Raw genomic sequence first — 20116 nt, forward strand, 5'->3', positions numbered from 1 at the left:
TATTCCTTTAACGTTATCAAAATTCCATTTAACCAATAGATTTAACGAAATCATGATGAAAAAACTGCTATTATCTGCCGCTTTGTTCTGCAGTTCTATTTTAGTGCACGCACAAAACGAAACGCAATTAACCATTAAACCTGCGGGCGATCAAATTGTGAGCAAACACATTTATGGTCACTTTTCTGAGCATTTGGGCCGTTGTATTTATGATGGTTTTTGGGTGGGCGAAAATTCGACTATCCCCAATAAAGGAAGAATAAGGTTGGATATTGTAGAAGCTTTAAAAAAAATTAAAGTGCCGAACCTCCGCTGGCCGGGAGGTTGCTTTGCCGATGAATACCATTGGCGGGATGGCATAGGGCCGAGAAACCAACGGCCGAAAATGGTAAATACCAATTGGGGCGGCGTAACGGAAGACAATAGCTTTGGTACACACGAATTTTTGGATTTATGCCAGATGCTTGATTGTGAGCCTTATATAGCGGGCAATGTGGGCAGCGGAACTGTTGAAGAAATGGCTAAATGGGTAGAATACCTGAATTTTGATGGGGTAAGCCCCATGACGGCTATCCGCAGCCAAAATGGAAGAGAAAAACCATGGAAAGTGTCTTTCTGGGGTGTTGGTAATGAAAGTTGGGGTTGCGGAGGAAATATGACACCTGCTTATTATTCTGATTTGTACCGTAGATATGCCACATATGCCCGAAACTACCCTGGTGCACCGTTAAAAAGGATTGCCAGTGGCGCAAACTCTTTCGATTACAACTGGACGGAAACCTGTATGAAAAACATTGGTAACCAGATGTGGGGATTAACGCTTCACTATTATACTATCCCTACCGGAAATTGGGGTTCAAAGGGATCTGCAACGAAATTTGATGAAGCACAATACTTTTCGACCATGAAAAACTGTTTAAAAATGGAAGAACTGGTTAGCAAACACGCCGCAATTATGGATAAATACGACCCTAAAAAGAAGGTGGCTTTAGTGGTTGATGAATGGGGAATCTGGACGGATGTGGAACCAGGCACAAACCCGGGTTTTTTATACCAGCAAAACAGTTTGCGCGATGCTTTAATTGCAGGTACCACCTTGAATATTTTCAACAACCACTCCGATCGTGTTAAAATGGCCAATTTGGCACAAACCGTTAATGTTTTGCAGGCATTAATCTTGACCGAAAAAGATAAAATGATCCTTACCCCTACTTATCATGTTTTCGACCTGTATAAAGTGCACCAGGATGCCAAATATTTACCGATAACTTTCACCAGTCCTGATTATGTGGTGGGCGATCAAAAAATCCCGGCCTTAAATGTATCCGCTTCACAGGATGCTACGGGTGCAATTCACATTTCATTGGTAAATCTGGATCCTAACAAAAAAATTGCCTTAAGCACCGTTTTAGAGGGCTTAAAATGGACTTCGGTTACCGGACAGATTTTAACTTCAGCTAAACTTACTGATGTAAACACATTCAACGATTTGAACAAAGTACACAATGCAAAATTTAACGGTGCAAAAAAATCAGGTAATGCACTAAGAGTAGAATTACCCGCTCAATCTGTTGTTGTTCTCGAATTAAAATAGCCTCATGAAATACAAAATCACCAGTGTTATCCTTTTTTTACTTTCAGCTACCCAGGTATTAAAAGGGCAAACAAAATACGACATTCAAAGTCCGGATAAAGAATTGAGTGTTTCTGTCTTTTTAAAAGATAAACAGGTTTTTTACACCATAAATAGAAAAAATGAACCTGTTTTGGCAAATTCTGCAATAGGTTTAATACGTGAGGATGCAGATTTTGCTAACAATTTATCTGTAGTATCTGTTTCAAAAAACGAGGTAATAACAGATAACTATACCTTAAAAAATGGCAAGAGGCTTAAAAATGAATACTTGGCCAATAAAAGGGTTTTTCACCTGAAAAATGCAAACTCAAAAAAAATGGATGTGATTTTTCAAGTCTCAAATGATGGTATTGCTTTTCGTTACTATTTCCCCGAAACAGATACGCAGCTCAAAAAAATTACGGAAGAAAAAACAGCCTTCCATTTTTTTCCAAGTACCAAAGCGTGGATGCAACCCATGTCTGTAGCTAAAACCGGCTGGGAAAGTACCAACCCATCTTATGAAGAATATTATCAAAAAGAAATCAGCGTGGGCAGACCTGCACCAACAGCAGCAGGATGGGTTTATCCGGCATTATTTAACTATAAAAATACCTGGCTATTGCTTACCGAAGTGGGTTTAGATGGCAGTTACTGTGCAACCCGAATACAGCAAAATTCAGCAGGAGGAAATTATCAGGTCGGTTTTCCAGATGCCAGAGAAGCTTTTACCAATCAAAATGTAAATCCACAATCGGCCTTACCATGGTATACGCCTTGGCGTGTAATTGCAGTAGGTAGTCTTAAAAAAGTAACCGAATCTACTTTAGGTACTGATTTAGCTGCTCCTGCAAAAGCAGATATCAATCCAGATCTTTATCAATTGGGTAAAGCTTCGTGGAGCTGGATTATGTTAAAAGACAATTCAATAACTTACGATATCCAGAAGAAATACATCGACTTTGCAGCAGACATGAAATGGGAGTACTGCTTGATTGATGTGGATTGGGACACCAAAATCGGATACGAAAAGATGCAGCAACTGGCCGACTATGCAAAATCAAAAAATGTAGGTTTATTGCTTTGGTACAACTCGGCCGGAGATTGGAATACTGTAAAATACACGCCAAAGAATAAATTAACCACCCGCGAAAACCGCTTAACAGAATTTGCTTTATTGCAAAAAATGGGCATTAAAGGGATCAAAGTCGATTTTTTTGGAGGTGATGGACAATCGATGATCCGTTATTACCTTGAGATTTTCGAAGATGCGGCAAAATTTGGTTTAAGTGTAAACTGTCATGGTGCAACCTTGCCCCGCGGATGGCAACGTACCTACCCAAATTTGGTTACGATGGAATCAATAAAAGGCATGGAATTTATCACTTTCGATCAGAATAATGCCAATGAGGAGCCATTACATGCTACAACCATTCCATTTACGAGGAATATCTTCGATCCGATGGATTTCACACCAATGAATTTATCTGTAATCCCAAAAATTAAACGGAAAACAACCCATGCATTCGAATTGGCACTGCCAGTAATTTTTCAGTCAGGTGTCCAGCATTTGGCCGAATCTCCTGATGGAATGGCTACTGTACCTGGGTATGTAAAATCCTATTTGCAAAACTTTCCTTCCAGCTGGGACGATACCCAACTTATTGACGGATACCCAGGTAAATTTGTTGTAATGGCGCGCAAGGCAGGCTCTAAATGGTATATAGCAGGGATAAATGGTGAAGGTAGTGGCAAAACGGTTCAGATTGATTTATCTAAATTTAACGGTAAAAAAGCTAAAATGATCACTGATGGGGAAGCAGATTTTTCATTCAGTCAAAAAGAAATCAGCAGTAAAAATCAGGCGTTTAATATAAAAGCTTTTGGCGGCTTTGTAATTGTTGTAGAACAATAAATAATATGAAAAAACTAATATACCTGTCCTTATTATTACTGTCAGTAATCTTAAATACGCAGGCACAATCAAAAAAAGAAATTTATCTTTTTGCCTATTTTAAAGGTAATGGAGAAGATGGTTTGCACCTTGCCTATAGTACCGATGCCTATAAATGGGCAGCCCTTAAAAATGATCAATCCTTTCTTACCCCTACCGTAAGCAATGATAAACTGATGCGAGATCCATGTATTATCCGCGGGGCCGATGGCTTGTTTCACATGGTGTGGACGGTTAGCTGGAAAGATAAAGGGATCGGTTACGCCAGCTCAACGGATTTAATCCATTGGAGCGAACAGCAGTTTTTACCTGTGATGGCGAAAGAAGATGGTGCCAGAAATACCTGGGCTCCTGAAATTACCTACGATAACAGTAGTAAAACCTATATGATTTATTGGGCCACAACCATTAAAGATAAATTTAATGAAACGGCTTCAACTGAAGAAAGTGGATACAATCACCGGATGTATTATGTTACCACAAAAGATTTTAAAACCTTTTCGGAAACAAAATTACTTTACGATCCGGGCTTTAATGTAATTGATGCCACGATTGTAAAAGAGGGTAAACAGTTTATCATGTTTTTAAAAGATGAAACCCGCGAGCCAGCACAAAAGAACATAAAAATGGCCTATGCCGATCAGTTAATTGGTCCATATAGCAAAGCAGGGAACCCAATTACCGGAAATTACTGGGCCGAAGGACCAACCACATTAAAAGTAGGTAACATTTGGTTGGTATATTTTGATAAATACCGAGACCATAAATATGGTGCGATAGAATCTTCAGATTTAAAAAGCTGGAGTGATGTTTCTGATAAAATCTCATTACCCAAAGGTTTAAGACACGGTACCATTTTAAAAATTAAAGAAAAAGAACTTAAAACCTTGCTAAGTCAATAATATGTTCAAAAATTTCAAATTATACGGATCGGTTTTAGTGCTTTCTGTTGCCCAGCTTGTGGCAAAAGCACAAGAGAAAATAATTGTTTCAAAAGGCAATCCCATTATTACCGATAAATACACGGCTGATCCTGCCGCCTACGTTTATGGCGATTCGGTTTATTTATATACCGGACACGATGTGGCACCGGCACCAAAAAATAACTACGAAATGCACGAGTGGCTGTGTTACGCTTCAGCAGATATGATTACCTGGAAAGAACATAAATCGCCACTGAATGCAAAAGATTTTAGCTGGGCAAAAGATGATGCATGGGCTTCGCAGGTGATTGAAAGGGATGGTAAATTTTATTGGTATGTGGCCATTACGCATGGAAGTATCCATGGCAAATCTATTGGTGTGGCGGTAGCAGATAACCCAAGGGGACCATTTAAAGATGCTCTAGGAAAAGCTTTGATTACCAATAATATGACTACAGATGTGAAGATAACCTGGGATGACATTGACCCGACGGTTATTATCGATGATGATGGACAGGCTTATTTATTTTGGGGAAATCAACAATGTTATTATGCCAGGTTGAAAAAAAACATGATCGAACTGGATGGTCCGATTCAAAAGGTGAATCTACCTGAATTTACAGAAGCTCCCTGGATACATAAACGGAAAGGTTGGTATTATCTATCCTATGCCTCGCAATTTCCAGAGAAGATTGTATATGCCATGAGCAAAAATATTAACGGCCCTTGGGAATATAAAGGTATTTTGAATGAAATTGCCGGAAATTCAAATACCAACCACCAATCGATTATTGATTTTAAAGGTAAATCGTATTTTATTTACCACAATGGCGCAATTAACAACGATGGTGGAAGTTATAGGCGTTCAGTTTGCATCGATTACTTAAATTACAATGCAGATGGAACGATGAAACGTGTAGTAATGACGTCTGAAGGGGTTAAAAAAGCAAAGTAATATGCTATTTATTATATCCGTGGTCTGTGTCCTCACAGACCACTAATCTCAGTCGTACGTCTTGCTGAACTTGTTTCAGCATCTTCAGTACCAATAACAATACCTTATCAAATAGATCCTGAAACAAGTTCAGGAGGACGGAAAAACATATATAACTCCGTGGTCTGTGTCCTCACAGACCACCAAACAAATAACCTAAACACCTCTTGCTGAACTTGTTTCAGCATCTTCAGTACCAATAACAATACCTTATCAAATAGATCCTGAAACAAGTTCAGGAGGACGAATATACGTTAATGCAATCCCGTGGTCTGTGTCCTCACAGACCACCATGCAAATAACTTAAACACTTCTTGCTGAAATCGTTTCAGCATCCTTAGCACCAATAACAATACTTTATTCACCCACACAATTAGCTTATCTCACCAACCTCACCTCGTATATGTTTGCAATTGCCGATCCCTGATCGGCTATAAATTTCACTTCCAAATCAGTAGTTAAAAATTCTTTTGAAATTTGATATTCTTGAGTGTAAAAATCATCTCCCTTACTTCCATCTAATTTTACATTCCCTATTATAGTACCGTTGATCAAAATAGAAAAACTCCTATTCTTTTCCTTTCCGTAATAAGTTATACTTAGCTTATTTGCAGATAAATCATTATTTTTAAGTCCATAACTAAACCATGCTTTACCATTTCTAAAATACCTCTCCCGGTAGGTTCCGTTATCGGTTTGTTCGCCCTTAAAATTATGATCAGATTCAGGTTGCTGCTCGCCTGGGTTAACCATATCTACTGTTTGTTGTTCAATCTTTAATTGTTTTTCTTCAGCAATTTTAATCGCATTTGCGCGCTCTGACAATGCTTCAACGCTGCTATACGGAAAATAAACCACATAGCGCTTATCATACAAAGTGTAAAAAGGAACTAACTTTAAAGATTTGTATTTTGGTTGATAAATCGCATTTTGAGCGTTGAAAGTTAAACTCTTTTTATCGGTTAGGGTTATTTCGCTTGCCAAGGCATTTTTAGTTCCGGTAACCAGTGGCGCATCGCTGATTGGGTATAAAGCACCAGAAGCAATATGCCCCATTCTACTGCCGTCGGCTGTTAAATTGGGCTGATTTAAAGTATCTATAGAAGCCGCAAGTACAATCGGTCCGTGGAGAAAGGCCACCCAATCAGAGCCATCGGGCATAAACTCGGTAGTGGTATGCATCGGTAGCGAAATATTTACCACATCGCCTGTAGCCCAAACACGGTCGATACTAGCATATCCATTTGCTTCACATTTAGCTTTTACTTTTTTACCGTTCACCAAAAATGTCATTTTTCCTTGCGCTAGCCAGCCAGGCTGGCGGATATGCAGCGCAAAACGCTGCTTTTTTTTCAACTGAAGTTTAACCGTACTATTCTCAGCATCTGGAAAAAGTGTTTGCTGTGTAAGTTTGATGCTTTTTTCTGTCCAATTTAAGGTTGAAGGGATAAAAAGGTTTATATATAAATCGTTTTTATTGTGTGCGTAAATCAATTCTCCATATTTGCCATGATTTTCCAATCCCGAGCCAACACAACACCAAAAACTTTCCTGCGGACTTGAATAGGTTCGGTAATGCCCCGGACGCATGGGCGTAAAATATACAAAACCACCTTCAGGCCTTTGCGATGAAAGGATATGATTATAAAGTGTACGTTCGTAATAATCGAGATAGGCGTTAGAAGGATCAGCCAAAAACAACTGTTTGGTTAGCTTCAGCATATTGTAAGAATTGCAGGTCTCCGGGCCCTCACGCGATTCAATCATCGAAGAAAAGTTATTGGCCGGGTGAAAATGTTCCCTCACACTGTTTCCACCAATGGCAACTGTACGGTGCTCTACTACGGTTTTCCAAAAGAAAGCTGCAGCGTCCGCCCAGTCGGTATTTTTACTTTGCAAAGCAATTTCCTCAAAACCAATTACCTTAGGAATTTGTGTATTTGCATGCAAGCCATTTAAGGCATCAGTATTTTTTAGCAACGGATTTAGGATAGATTGATCCGAAAACTGTTTTGCTAGTTTAAGATATTTTTGATCACCCGTTATCGCATAAACATGTGCAAAAGTTTCATTTAAGCCTCCATGCTCGCTTTTTAATAATTCCTGTACTTGCTTATCAGATAAGTTTGAAACCAGATCTAAACACCAATCTGTTAATTTAATGAGCATCTGCTTTGCCTTTGCATTGCCCGCAACCGCATAAGCATCGTAAAGGCCAGCGTAAATTTTATGGATGTTGTACAAAGGAACCCATTTTCCATTTAAAGAGAAACTTGATGATTTTATATTTCCAGCTTTGATCTCCTTCCACATTTCTTTCCCACCTGGAATGCCCGCTAAATAACCATCGCCATTTTTTAGTTGACACTTATCCAGTTCAGCTATCATATACGCTAACCGTTCCTTCACCCTGGCATCGCCAGTTGAAGCATACATTAAAGCCAAAGCCGATAAATAGTGCCCGCCAATGTGTCCATCCAACCCGGTATTTTCCCAATTGCCATAAGATGTGGCTTTCGGCTGAAGCCCTGCTTCTCTTAAATAAGGAGCTAAAAGCCGATCCGGATTTAAAGTAAGTATGTATTTTTTATCCGTTTCCTGAGCCTGCTTAAATGGCCCATCGAGCAGCCTTATCTCTGTTAAATTAAATGGTTGCAGGCTGTTTTGTGCAAAGGCCGTTGAGTAAAAAGCGATAAATACGACAGCAGTAATTATTTTTTTCATCTAATTTAATTGGCAATAAAAACGGGTACTATAGAATTTATGTTTTTTGAATGCTAAATGTGTTATTTCTGGTAAACAGGATAGTTAGCCATAAACTACTTGTTAGATTTTTTATGACTAAGTTTTTTTGCCGTTACTTCTATCTGCTTTAGAAAATCCTTTTCTACCACCTAAAGCTTGTTTTTTCTTTGTATTTCTCATATTCATCATTTGCTTTTTTTAGAGCTTGCTGGTGACTTACTGTCCCTTTATTTTTTAAAACATCGTTTCCTGTCATTCTAATAAAGTCATCTAAGCGCTCAATCCAGTCATTCATATACATAGGTCTTCGATTCAATGCCTGTAATTCTGCAAGCTTTAAATAGGCCGTAACCATTCTATTAATTCGTAGAAAAATCGGAAATTCCGATTTTTCTCATAGATTCGTCGATTTTTAGCTCATTCTCATTATAGATATTTAATATATGCTCATTTATGGTAGAGCGCGACTTTTGAAATAATGTAGACATCTGCCTCAATAGTTAACCAAACCGTTTCATCTTCTAATCGGGTTTCTATTTTTGTTGTTCCGTCTTCTGTTTGATATATAATAATTTTGGTTTCTTCCATTATTAACTTTTACCTTAAGTATTTAATCAGATTTTATTGGTTAAAGTTAAGTTATTAACTTTAGTTGCAACTAAACCACCATTCAATCATTATTTAACAGCAAAGCCGAAGTTTTGTATACTAAATTTGAAATTGGAAATCCTCCATAAAACCTAGTATTACCAGGTAAGTTTAGCATTATGCTTATGCTAATTCCCATCAGGTTTTACTACACTACTTTTAGGGCTCTCCGGCCAATGCCAGTTGGAAGGGTTATCAGGTTTTGCAGGATCAAATTTCGGCAGATCATCTACCAAATATTTTGCAATGCCCAACTTTTGCTCCTTAATGCCTAAAATGATGCATTGAGCGATTTCATAGGCACCGTAAGGATTAAAATGCGTATTGTCGGCCAATGCCTTATCCTGGCCTGGATAACTGTTGGCTGGATAGTGAACAAATGCTTTTTTTGATGGTTCTTCGCCTAAAGCATTAAAAAGTGTCGATGTCATGGCGTTCAGATCAATAAGCGCAACTTTCTCTTCAGCGGCTACCTTGCGCGCTGCCTCAGGAAAATCCCCTAAAGAATTTCCAATTTTCCCGTCAGCACCGAACGATCTTCTGCTTGTTGAAGTAACCACAACCGGGATTCCACCCTTTTTCTTCACTTCTGAAATATAGGTTTTTAACCTTTCTGTATACGATTTGTAAGCACCATCATTTGGACCTTTATCCTTTTGATCGTTATGCCCGAATTCTATAAAAAGGTAATCTCCAGGCTTCATTACACTTAAAATCTTTGCTAAGCGTTTGCTCCCCAAAAACGAACCGAGTGTTAAGCCCGATTCGGCATGGTTGGCGATGGCAACTCCAGGTTTAAAAAAACGTGGAATCATTTGCCCCCACGATGCCCAGGGTTCATCATCCTGGTTTACCACAGTCGAATTTCCGGCCAGAAAAACAGTAACCTGATCTTCAACTTTTGTAATATCGAGTGCTTGTAATGCAGTTTGATGATCAAATTCCAGTGTAAGTTTATCATCCCAGTCGAGTTTACTAAGTTCACGAGGTTTTAGCGAAACCACTTGCCCGTCGTTAATGTGTTTATCTTTAACGTTTACAATAAAAGTTTTTGTTACCGATTGGCCAGCAGCGGTTGTTACATCCTCTAGCATTAATCTTCTTGATTCGGCCTTTACCGTGCTTAATGCACCTGTTTTTGGATCGCCAAAAGTAACCGTGATTTTATAATTGCCTTCGGGAACTGCTACCGAGAAATAAAATGGCTGATTACTTTTTACCAAATCCGATGTTAAAGAATTCTTTCCCCCGCGGTCAATCCCCTCCACTTTCGAGTCAAAATCAAAACCATAGCCTTTTTCTTTGGTGTAAGCATCGGTAGGTAAAACTTGCGTATATCCCTTGGCAACCTTTCCAGGTCCGAAATCAAATTTATAACCTGTTTTTTGCTGTGCCTGTACTAAATTGGCCATTAAACCAAGAAAAATAAATGGTTTAATAAACTTTTGAATGCTCATATGGTTTGTTTTTATTCAATCTGTTTTGGAATGAGATAATCCCGATTGCTTTCTTATAAATTTGGTTAAATAAACGTCTATCAGACATTTATTAACGAATATATAAAAACAATTCCCATTTAAACCCTAAGTGCGCGGAACATTTAAAAATTTAATTTTAAATGTTCATAATCCTCTCAAATAAAGCAGCATTTGGAAATTATTAATACGAATTTTGTTCAAAAGTTCATTTAAAATAAAAGGAGATTATTAAAAAATCTGCTCACTTCATTCATCATTCCCGTACAGGCGGGAATCTTAAAGCTTATTACGATTTCAGGTTACTATAATTCAATAGAAAAATCATCCTCTCTACCAGAGCATTGCGAAGTAAAGAGATCATTAAACTATGTTATCAAATAAAAACCATTATTCCAACCAAACCATTTGTGTAAACGCACCATTGGTTGCAATATCCCAAGCCTCTACCCTAGCCCATTTACGGCCTTTCAAATTTACCGACCAACTAAAGTCCTTTTTACCAAAAGCCTGGGTATTGTTCAAATTAATGCGATCGCGGTATACCTTTACCCCATCACCCGAAACAATTTCTACAAAACTTAAAGGAAATGTCCAGTTGAGTTGCATGTTTATTGTTGCTTTACTGCTATTATCAATCTTCAAAGTTTCTCCAGCACCTTTTCCGTTAATATTAAAGCTCGGAATCAATACTTCGCCAGTTGATACAAAAAACTTTCCCTTTTGCATTACATCTAAAACTGGCTGCCATCCGTCGGTATAATTAGGCACTTTATCCAACTGTAAATAATTTACATTTAAGTGCGCGTACATTTCATTTTGCCCGGTAATGGTAAAGATATCCGCCTCAGAGATTACATGTTTTTTTAAACCCCAATTGGCCATATCATCCATCAGGTTCAATACCCTTTTACTTAAAGTGGGTAACGACAAATCGCCGGGAATAGCCTTCCATGCAGCACCCAGAAAAGTTTCTGATTTAAAAAAATCTTCTTCTTTGTATTTGTCCGGATAACCGGTAGATGCTTTGGTTCGCGCGTGGGCAGTCCAGGCTAAACCATGTTCCTGCTCCAATAATTTAAGCATTTCTGCTTTATCATTAATGCGGTAAACTTTACCATATTTTGGATCGTTACTTTCGAAAGGCTGATCAGTTTTCCTCGACATAATCCAGTAAATCGGTTTAGGAAAAAATGCCAGCCAATGGCCACCATAAAAATTATTTGCTTCTTCGCCAGGCAGCAATAAAAAATTAGGATCAGATAACCTTTTCGTTTCCTTAAACAACGCATCCAATTCTTTTAACCTTATAGAATCTGGTCCTTTTGGATGACCAGGGCCATGAAATTCAGCCAGCTTTACAATATTTAAACCTGTTTTCTTAAGTACCTCAACAAATTCGGGTTTTTCAGGAATGGGTTTCCCACTTAGCACCACATCCGAAATAAATTCATTATGAAAGTGGCTCGCCATTGTTTTATAGCCTGCTAAAGGTGCGTAAGTATCATTATGGGTAAATTTTTTAACCTCAGCTAAAGTTTCAGCTGCCTTGCCTGTGCTTAATAAACAGAAAAAATTAAGTCGCTGTTTCGTATTTGGCGGTGCGTTAAACCATGGCACATAACGTTTATCGCCCAACGGATCTTGACGGATTCCTATCCCATAATCAGCTATTAAATTTAAATAATTACTGCCTTTCCAGGTAAATTTTAAGTTAAAAGCCTCATCCAAGGGATAAAAATATTGATGTGGCGCCAGGAACAAGGCCAAACTACCGCCATTATTTTCGCCAATTACCGTACGGTATTTTACCTCCAGGTTTTTACTTTGATCGGTTTTAATTCCTTTTTCATGTTGAAGGTTCCCCTTCACATCACTCCAGGCTACATTTGCCCATACTTCCTTTTTACTCGTTAAACCTGCATCATATAAAATAGCTGTTGAATCCTTTTCGGTAGATACCACCGCAGCAACATTAAATAAAGGACTTCCGTTGTAAAAAGTAATTTCTAAATCGCCCTTAAATGGCTCACTATAAATACCGGCTATTTTTACCACAGTTTGCGCACCATGGGTAGCCACACTGGTAAGTCCTTTATTAAACTCAACAGCATTTGTGGTATACGGCCTGGTTGGCACACGATCGAAAAACACATCCCATCCACCGCTCGAAGAACTTAATGTACGTTTACCTACACGTAAAATAAAGGCAGGATCGAGATTAGCAGCAATTTCTTTAAAAGCATTCTTTTTACCCAGCAGCAAACGTTTAAATAATGGTTTTGAAGGGTCGAGATCTAAAATCATCTTTCCAAAGTTACCGTTACCCACTGGCCAGGTAAGCATGAGTTCTTTTTTATTCGAGCAAACCAGGGTTCCATTTTGTTTAAAAGATTTTAAATTAACCTGACTTTGTGCATTTATTACGCAGAAAAAAAACATTAAAAAGGAGAAAACAGCAACTTTCATAGGGAAAATAAGGTTTTTATTGGTTAGCGGATGAAGGGAAAGATAATGATTATGAGCAAAATATCTATTGTTCATTAAAAATCAGTGCTTCTTGTTCATTATTTCTTTTTTTTAAAATAGTTGATAACATTCCTTATCTTGATATTAATTTAAAGCTGAGCAAATTGAATCACATACTTGAAAGAAATAATGTAAAAATTTTGGGTGAAGGCACCCAGGTAATGTTGTTTGCACACGGCTTCGGCTGTGCCCAAAGCTCATGGAAATTTATTACGGATGCTTTTCTTGCAGATTATAAAGTAATTTTATTTGATTATGTGGGTTCTGGAGATTCAGACATGAGCCAATACGACAAGCAAAAGTATGCAACTTTAGAAGGTTACGCATGCGACGTAATCGACATTATTGAAGCACTAAACCTAACGGATATTATTTTTGTTGGGCACTCAGTAAGCAGTATGATTGGAATGATTGCCGCTTTACAGATCCCTGAAGCCTTTAAAAAACTAATTTTCATCGGTCCATCACCAAGGTACCTGAACGATGGAGATTATATTGGTGGTTTTAATACCAGCGATATTGAAACCATATTTGAACACATTGCCGAAGATTATGTTGGCTGGAGTAAACAACTTGCGCCAGTGGTAATGGATAATCCATCGAAACCGGAGCTATCAGACTTTTTACAGGAATGTTTCGAAGCAACTGACCCAAGCGTTGCACTTGCTTTTGCAATGGCCACTTTTAAAGCCGATTATAGAGATAAGCTAAAAAACCTTGAAATACCAAGCCTAACGCTACAAAGTTCAAACGATATAATTGCTCCCCTTTCTGCAGGAGAGTTTATCCATAAAAATACGCCAGATAATTTTTTGGTGGTAATGAAAGCTACCGGTCATTTTCCTCACATCAGTGAACCTGAGGAAACAATCAAAGAAATTAAAGATTTTATCGAAGAAATTAGCTTAAAATCAGCATCCGATCACCTATACGCCTCTTAACAATCATATTAAATATCAAAAGGGTAAAAGACCTGCAATATTTGCGGTAACGCTTTAGCATGTTCCAAATGATTAACAACTGTTACTGGATCGTTATATTTTCTTTACCCCAACCATCAATTTAATTTAAGCTGCTAGATCAACTTTCCTATTTTCTATTCATAAGCTGCACTTCTTAAGCCTGATTCTTCTAGGTTAAAGTTGAGGGAGAATTAAAAACTCCTGCCAGCTTTATCTCTTATTATAGTAATGCTTCATTTTTTCTATCAAATTATATTAATCTGCTCAATTAATATTAAAAATCAAGCATTCAAATCATTGCATCCTCGATATAAAATTTGAGAAGTCAAGTTTGTGATACACAGTACAATTACCAGATTAATATCACAAAAATGACAAAATAAAACCAGCAGGAATATTTTGCCTAAAATCTAATGAACAAAATGAATAAAATCTATATTTGCAGAAAACCATTCGCATTTTCAGCACGTATATACGCCCGTTCATCTAGGAAATTTGCTTGTCAAACCCTCAGATATAGCCCAAAAAATGAATTAAAGCTTGATTTCAATTAACACACAAAAAAACCATTATACACAAAAATCGAAAGAATAAAATGAACAAAATTAAAACTATCGCCATTGCATCACTAAGCATCCTGTCTATTTATACTGCTAAAGCACAATCTTTTAAAGAACCTGTTGGCTATAAACTTAAAAATGGCATGAACATCATTATTTCGGAAAATGACCGTTCACCAAAAGCGTATTCGAGCTTCACACTTGATAATAAAGCTTTCACTGATAAAAAAGACGGAGTTGTTGAGTTGTTAAATGCGGTATTAAACGAAAATGTAAATAAAAACTCAAACATCAGTTTTAAAGATAATAGCGGTAAATTGGCTACCTCAAATGCAGATCTTGAAAAAGATTTAACCGCAATGGCAAATTTAATTGAAAACGCGACTATAGATAGAAGTACTTTCAATACTGCAAAAGCAAAATTGATTGCCAGCTTAAAATTGCAGGATTATGATTACGATCAAACTGTAAACGAAAAATCTATCAACGCATTAACACTTGCTGATGTTCAGGATTTTTATAAACAAATTACTCCAGAAAAAACTTTTCTAACAATTGCTGGTGATGTAGAATTAAGCACAGCAAAATCATCTGCTAAAAAAGCTTTTGGCAACTGGAACAAATCAGAAATTGTAGCTTCGGCTATTTCAAAATAGTATTATAATGTCGTCTATTAGCCCTTTGATTAGTCTCAAAGGGCTTTTTTATGCCCAAAATGTTACAAAAAACCTCATATATCGCGATTTTTTTGCTGTATCATTCAATATATTAGCCTTCTGAATATTATTTTGATGAAAAAACGCCATACTTTCCTATTAATTGCCTTTACAAGTCTATCTGCATCAGCACAAACCGTGGTAAACCGCAATACAGATATTGATAAAATGGTAAAATCTGTAAATCAGGATTCCTTAAAATCATATATCAGCAAAATGGTTGCTTTTGGAACAAGAAATACGCTGAGCGACATTAAAAGTAAATCGAATGGAATTGGTGCATCTAGAAACTGGGTTGTAAGCAAGTTTAACCAGTTTGCCAAACAAAGCGATGGACGGCTTACCGCTTATTTAGATACCACAACCTTTAAGCCAGATGGCAAAAGAGTAGATCAGCCAACGTTACTCGGCAATGCAGTTGCCGTATTAAAAGGCACCGATAAAAATGATAAACGCGTGTATGTAGTAAGCGGGCACCTCGATAGCCGTGTTACCGATGTAATGAACAGAACCAGCAATGCACCCGGTGCCAACGATGATGGCAGTGGCGTAGCAGGCGTAATTGAGGCCGCACGGATTATGAGCCAGTACAAATTTGCTGCAACCATAATTTTTGTTGCCGTAAGCGGAGAAGAACAATCGCTATTGGGTTCAGGATTTATGGCTGCAAAAGCAAAAAAAGAAAACTGGAATATTGATGCCATGCTGAACAATGATATGATTGGCAGTAACAACAGCAGCGAAACCCAAATTATCGACAATACTAAACTGCGCGTATTTAGTGAAGGTTTACCCAGCTACGAATTGGATAAAAACGCGAAAAGCATCCGTCAGTTCGGTTTAGAAAATGATGGGAAAAGCCGTCAGTTAGCCCGATATGTTAAAGAAATTGGCGAACGCTACGTTGATCAGTTAGAAGTTAAGTTAATTTATAGAAACGATAGGTTTTTACGTGGAGGCGATCATACACCCTTTATAGAAAATGGATTTACCGCCGTACGCATTACTGAAATGAACGAAAATTTTGATCACCAGCACCAGGATCTGCGAACAGAAAAAGGTGTAAAATACGGCGATTTACAGGAATTTATGGATTTCGAATACCTCCGTAAAAACACGGGTAAATATTGCAGTACTGGCCAATCTGGCAAAAGCACCACCGCACCCACCGAAGTAAAAGTGGATGTTAAAAACCTGAGTAATTCTACCTTTTTATATTGGAAAGCACCTGTTAATGGCAATGTTAAAGGTTATTATGTATTAATGCGCGAAACCAGCAGTGCAATATGGGAAAAGAAATTTTTTACCGCCGCTACAGAAATGAAATTACCTTATAGTAAAGACAATTATTTATTTGCCGTACAAAGCGTTGGAAATGAAGATAATGAAAGCCTGCCTGTAGTACCTGGGATTGGCAGATAATAAAACTTTTAGGTTTTACCATTGTTTAAACTCAAATTTACGGCATGAAATTTAAACCACTGGCTTTTATTGTTAATATCGCCATTACTTTGAGCATTGGCGCTTTAGGCGGATGGGCAACTTTTCAATCTGTTAAAACATGGTACCCGACGTTAAATAAACCTTCTTTTAATCCGCCAGACAAGCTTTTTGGGCCAGTTTGGACAACATTATATATTCTTATCGGTATAGCTGCTTACCTGGTTTGGATAAAACGCGATAAAATTGTTCATTTTCCCCGTACCGTTGCGATCTATTTTATCCAGTTAATTTTAAATTTAGCCTGGTCATTTATTTTCTTCTACCTGCACGAGGTAGGATTTGCCTTAGCCGAAATTATGCTATTGTTGATTATGATTGTGATTAACGGATTGGTTTTCTTTAAAATAGATAAATGGGCAGGGCTGATTTTTATTCCATATTTACTATGGGTAAGTTTTGCCACTATTTTAAATTATAACATTTTCATTTTGAACTGATTTTAGAAAGAAAACACCTATTTTTAGGGAGTGGTAACTTTTAAAAGATTTTTGCTGATACTTTTCGTTCTGTGCTGTAACCAATTACAAGCGCAAAAAGTAGGCCTTGTATTTAGTGGAGGTGGCGCCAAAGGTTTATCGCACATCGGTACCTTAAAAGCCCTCGAAGAAAATCACATCCCGATTGATTATATCACCGGAACATCAATGGGTGGTATTGTTGGTGCCATGTATGCTGCAGGTTACAGTCCGGCACAGATAGAAAAAATAGCTTTGAGCAGCGATTTTCAGAATTGGATAAATGGCCGTTATACGAGCGATTACACCTATTATTTCCAAAAAAATGCTCCAAACGCTTCAATGCTGACGGCAAAAGTGGCTATAGATACCGGTTTTCATTTTAGTTTCCGCTCCAACCTCATCAACGACATCCCTTTAAATTTCGCCTTTTTGGAACTTTTCTCGCAGGCATCTGCGGTTTCTAAAGATAATTTCGATAACCTTTTTGTGCCTTACCGCTGCATGGTGGCTGATGTACTTTCGCAAAAAAGTATTACGGTAAGCAAAGGCAGTTTAGCCGAAGCTGTAAGGGCAACCATGACGGTTCCGATTATTTACCGCCCGATTAAACTGGATGGCAAATACGTGTTCGACGGCGGTTTATACAATAATTTTCCTGCTGATGTAATGGAAAGAGATTTTAAACCCGATTATGTGATCGGTGCCAATGTTTCTTCCAAAACATACAACGAATACCCAAAAAACATTGATGATCGACTAATGAACCGCTTTTTGGTGTACATGTTTCTTTCCAAATCAGATTCTACCATGATCGGGAAAAACGGCGTTTATATTCAGCCAAATCTTGCAGCGTACAGCGTTACCAATTTTGCTCCTGTAGAAGAATTAATTAAAAAAGGTTACGATGCTACAATGGCCGACATGCCCAGAATTAAGGCTTTAACTAGCAAAAGGGTTAGCGATGAAGAACTGGCCAAAAGAAGGGAAATGTTTAATGCCAGAAAACCAGAACTTAAGTTCAGTAATGTTACCGTATCGGGTGTTAATGCACAGCAAAAAAAGTATGTAGAGCGGCTTTTTAAAAGCGATAAAAGCACATTCGACCTAAAGGATATCAGGCGGGGTTATTATAAACTGGTTGCCGATCAAACCTTTGAAACTGTTTACCCCAAAATATCCTACCAGGCCGCAACCGATAGTTATACCTTTGAGGTGGTGGCACAGCCTAAAAAAAGCTTTAAATTGGATCTTGGCGGAAATATTTCAACCCGGCCGATCAGCAATGTATTTCTGGGTGCCCAGTACAATTACCTCGATAGAAAATCATACACCTTCGGAACCAGTTTTTATTCGGGCCGTTTCTACGAATCAGTACAATTGAACGGGCGCATAGATTATCCAACGAAATTGCCCTTGTTTTTAGCAGCCGAATTAACCTATAACCACTGGAATTTTTACAACACCAGTCAGATTTTTATAGAGAACCCCCACCCCATCTACATCGAGCAATCCGATCGAAAAATTGATCTCATGGTAGGGATGCCTTTAAATTATAATACCAAAATTGTACTCCATTCTACATTTATTAACAATAGCGATAATTATAGTCCAAACAGTACATTCGGTGTTGGCGATGTATTGGATGAAACAGTCTTTAATGGCTTTAGAGGTTCCTTTAATCTCGAAAAAAATTCCCTTAACAGGAAACAATATGCCACAAGAGGCCAAAGCTTTTCGTTAAGCTTAAATTACACCACAGGTCGCGAAAACTATAACCCGGGCAATATTTTCCGTTCTACACCAGGTTTTGTAAAAATACCGGGCAGCAGTCATTTGCGCCAATGGGGAAGTATTAAACTCACACAGGAAAATTATTTTCTGCACCTTAAAAAATACACTTTGGGTTATATTGTAGAAGGGGTAATTTCCAATCAGCCTTTGTTCAGCAATTATTACGCAACACTTCTTACCGCTCCGGCGTTTTATCCGTTACAAGATAGCAGATCCCTCTTCCTTGATAAATTTAGGGCCACTACTTATGCTGCCGGTGGAATAAAAAACATTTATAATGTTAAAAAAAATCTTGATTTTAGATTGGAAGGTTATTTATTTTTGCCTCACAAGGAATTTGAACTGAATAATTTCCAGGATGTAGATTATGCCAGGGCCATCACAAAAATACGTTATGCAGGCACTGCAGGCTTGGTTTACCATTCACCGCTCGGCCCTGTTAGTTTAAGTTATAATTTATATAATGACGCTGTTAAAAGAAATGGTGTATTATTGCATATCGGTTATTTAATTTACAATAAACGTTCTATCGAATGAAACGAATCTTACTTTTATGTACACTGTGTTTAATCGGTTTCCTGGGATCAGCGCAAACCGCAGCCATTAATAATTTTCTGATAAAAGAGAATTTGCTTAAAAACAATAAACTGGCCATTATAGCAGCAGATTCACTGAACAATCCAAACGAAAATATAAATGGCACTTACACCTTTAGTGTGAGTGGATTTACGCAGATATTGAAGTTTAACGATGGTATCGCCGTGCTTCCGTTACCTATTGATAAATCTACTTTTGTTTACATTAAACACCAGAACGATACAGGAACACACAGCAAACTGGTTTATGTATATAAGAAAGATACAGATTTAACTCCTTACGCCATCAATAGCTTATGGCTTTTTATCATTCCGATTGCACTTATTATCATTGCTTTTGCTTTCCGTAAACTCATCATATTTGTGGTGATTGTGTTTTTGGTATTTGTATATTTTAACCACAGCAACGGATTAAACCTTTCTACGTTTTTTGAAAGTATTTTTGATGGCTTAAAGAACCTCGTCTGAGAAAGAGTTGTCAAACTTCTAATAAATAGAAACTTGACAACTTTAGATGAATCCGAAAGCTCAGGCTCAGTTACGTTCAAGCTCGTTTATAACGATACGTCACACAAAACGAGGAAAAGGGCAATATTAAACGGAATTTTCGTTAATTCTCACACCGACAGACAGTAATCTTAATCATT

15 protein-coding genes are annotated in these 20116 nt (G+C 37.7%); 10 read left to right on the plus strand and 5 right to left on the minus strand.

Annotated elements, in window-relative coordinates; all coding sequences use genetic code 11:
* Positions 1–52: 52 nt before the first annotated feature.
* From AC0IWE_RS06240 to AC0IWE_RS06255, 4 genes are read left to right on the plus strand one after another with little or no spacing between them, the layout of a single operon-like run.
* The gene (locus AC0IWE_RS06240) at positions 53–1594 is read left to right on the plus strand and encodes an alpha-N-arabinofuranosidase (RefSeq protein ID WP_471792379.1); all 1542 of its coding nucleotides are present in this window, start codon (positions 53–55) and stop codon (positions 1592–1594) included.
* Positions 1595–1598: 4 nt separating this feature from the next.
* Positions 1599–3530 carry a glycoside hydrolase family 97 protein gene (locus tag AC0IWE_RS06245; protein WP_471792380.1) on the plus strand — a complete coding sequence of 644 codons (1932 nt, stop codon included), beginning with the start codon at positions 1599–1601 and terminating at the stop codon, positions 3528–3530.
* A gap of 5 nt (positions 3531–3535) precedes the next feature.
* A complete protein-coding gene (locus AC0IWE_RS06250; protein WP_471792381.1) occupies positions 3536–4471 on the plus strand; it encodes a glycoside hydrolase family 43 protein in 936 nt (311 codons plus the stop codon).
* Position 4472: 1 nt separating this feature from the next.
* On the plus strand, positions 4473–5447 hold the full coding sequence (locus AC0IWE_RS06255) for a glycoside hydrolase family 43 protein (protein WP_471792382.1): 975 nt from the start codon (positions 4473–4475) through the stop codon (positions 5445–5447).
* Positions 5448–5864: 417 nt separating this feature from the next.
* On the opposite strand, the gene AC0IWE_RS06260 is transcribed toward AC0IWE_RS06255, so the two are convergent.
* From AC0IWE_RS06260 to AC0IWE_RS06280, 5 genes are all read right to left on the minus strand, one after another.
* Complete coding sequence (locus AC0IWE_RS06260) at positions 5865–8210, minus strand: beta-L-arabinofuranosidase domain-containing protein (RefSeq protein WP_471792383.1); 2346 nt, start codon at positions 8208–8210, stop codon at positions 5865–5867.
* A 163-nt stretch (positions 8211–8373) separates the two neighbouring features.
* Positions 8374–8586 (minus strand): RhuM family protein, encoded by a 213-nt coding sequence (rhuM, locus tag AC0IWE_RS06265; protein ID WP_471792384.1) that lies wholly within the window; start codon positions 8584–8586, stop codon positions 8374–8376.
* Between the two features lie 92 nt (positions 8587–8678).
* Positions 8679–8819 (minus strand): hypothetical protein, encoded by a 141-nt coding sequence (locus AC0IWE_RS06270; RefSeq protein ID WP_471792385.1) that lies wholly within the window; start codon positions 8817–8819, stop codon positions 8679–8681.
* A 188-nt stretch (positions 8820–9007) separates the two neighbouring features.
* Positions 9008–10336, minus strand: a complete 1329-nt coding sequence (locus AC0IWE_RS06275; RefSeq protein WP_471792386.1) for a rhamnogalacturonan acetylesterase — start codon at positions 10334–10336, stop codon at positions 9008–9010.
* Positions 10337–10744: 408 nt separating this feature from the next.
* Positions 10745–12823, minus strand: coding sequence for a CehA/McbA family metallohydrolase domain-containing protein (locus tag AC0IWE_RS06280; protein ID WP_471792387.1), 2079 nt, complete (start codon positions 12821–12823; stop codon positions 10745–10747).
* A gap of 164 nt (positions 12824–12987) precedes the next feature.
* On the opposite strand from AC0IWE_RS06280, the gene AC0IWE_RS06285 reads away from it, so the two are divergent.
* The 6 genes from AC0IWE_RS06285 to AC0IWE_RS06310 all read left to right on the plus strand — a co-directional run bounded on the left by AC0IWE_RS06285 (position 12988) and on the right by AC0IWE_RS06310 (position 19937).
* Positions 12988–13824, plus strand: a complete 837-nt coding sequence (locus tag AC0IWE_RS06285) for an alpha/beta fold hydrolase (RefSeq protein ID WP_055906217.1) — start codon at positions 12988–12990, stop codon at positions 13822–13824.
* A 616-nt stretch (positions 13825–14440) separates the two neighbouring features.
* On the plus strand, positions 14441–15061 hold the full coding sequence (locus tag AC0IWE_RS06290) for an insulinase family protein (protein WP_471792388.1): 621 nt from the start codon (positions 14441–14443) through the stop codon (positions 15059–15061).
* Positions 15062–15196: 135 nt separating this feature from the next.
* The gene (locus tag AC0IWE_RS06295; protein ID WP_471792389.1) at positions 15197–16543 is read left to right on the plus strand and encodes a M28 family metallopeptidase; all 1347 of its coding nucleotides are present in this window, start codon (positions 15197–15199) and stop codon (positions 16541–16543) included.
* A gap of 44 nt (positions 16544–16587) precedes the next feature.
* Positions 16588–17061 (plus strand): TspO/MBR family protein, encoded by a 474-nt coding sequence (locus AC0IWE_RS06300; RefSeq protein WP_471792390.1) that lies wholly within the window; start codon positions 16588–16590, stop codon positions 17059–17061.
* 51 nt (positions 17062–17112) lie between these two features.
* Positions 17113–19410, plus strand: a complete 2298-nt coding sequence (locus AC0IWE_RS06305) for a patatin-like phospholipase family protein (protein ID WP_471792391.1) — start codon at positions 17113–17115, stop codon at positions 19408–19410.
* Positions 19407–19937, plus strand: coding sequence for a hypothetical protein (locus AC0IWE_RS06310; protein ID WP_055906229.1), 531 nt, complete (start codon positions 19407–19409; stop codon positions 19935–19937). Before AC0IWE_RS06305 ends, AC0IWE_RS06310 begins: the two co-directional genes overlap by 4 nt.
* The last annotated feature ends 179 nt before the right edge of the window (positions 19938–20116 follow it).

The organism is Pedobacter sp. AC402, assembly GCF_979252805.1.

Bases quoted from the DNA above. Each gene is read 5' to 3' on its own strand.
- AC0IWE_RS06240 (WP_471792379.1), top strand. From the start codon at position 53: ATGATGAAAAAACTGCTATTATCTGCCGCTTTGTTCTGCAGTTCTATT.
- AC0IWE_RS06245 (WP_471792380.1), top strand. From the start codon at position 1,599: ATGAAATACAAAATCACCAGTGTTATCCTTTTTTTACTTTCAGCTACC.
- AC0IWE_RS06250 (WP_471792381.1), top strand. From the start codon at position 3,536: ATGAAAAAACTAATATACCTGTCCTTATTATTACTGTCAGTAATCTTA.
- AC0IWE_RS06255 (WP_471792382.1), top strand. From the start codon at position 4,473: ATGTTCAAAAATTTCAAATTATACGGATCGGTTTTAGTGCTTTCTGTT.
- AC0IWE_RS06260 (WP_471792383.1), bottom strand. From the start codon at position 8,210: ATGAAAAAAATAATTACTGCTGTCGTATTTATCGCTTTTTACTCAACG.
- rhuM (WP_471792384.1), bottom strand. From the start codon at position 8,586: ATGGTTACGGCCTATTTAAAGCTTGCAGAATTACAGGCATTGAATCGA.
- AC0IWE_RS06270 (WP_471792385.1), bottom strand. From the start codon at position 8,819: ATGGAAGAAACCAAAATTATTATATATCAAACAGAAGACGGAACAACA.
- AC0IWE_RS06275 (WP_471792386.1), bottom strand. From the start codon at position 10,336: ATGAGCATTCAAAAGTTTATTAAACCATTTATTTTTCTTGGTTTAATG.
- AC0IWE_RS06280 (WP_471792387.1), bottom strand. From the start codon at position 12,823: ATGAAAGTTGCTGTTTTCTCCTTTTTAATGTTTTTTTTCTGCGTAATA.
- AC0IWE_RS06290 (WP_471792388.1), top strand. From the start codon at position 14,441: ATGAACAAAATTAAAACTATCGCCATTGCATCACTAAGCATCCTGTCT.
- AC0IWE_RS06295 (WP_471792389.1), top strand. From the start codon at position 15,197: ATGAAAAAACGCCATACTTTCCTATTAATTGCCTTTACAAGTCTATCT.
- AC0IWE_RS06300 (WP_471792390.1), top strand. From the start codon at position 16,588: ATGAAATTTAAACCACTGGCTTTTATTGTTAATATCGCCATTACTTTG.
- AC0IWE_RS06310 (WP_055906229.1), top strand. From the start codon at position 19,407: ATGAAACGAATCTTACTTTTATGTACACTGTGTTTAATCGGTTTCCTG.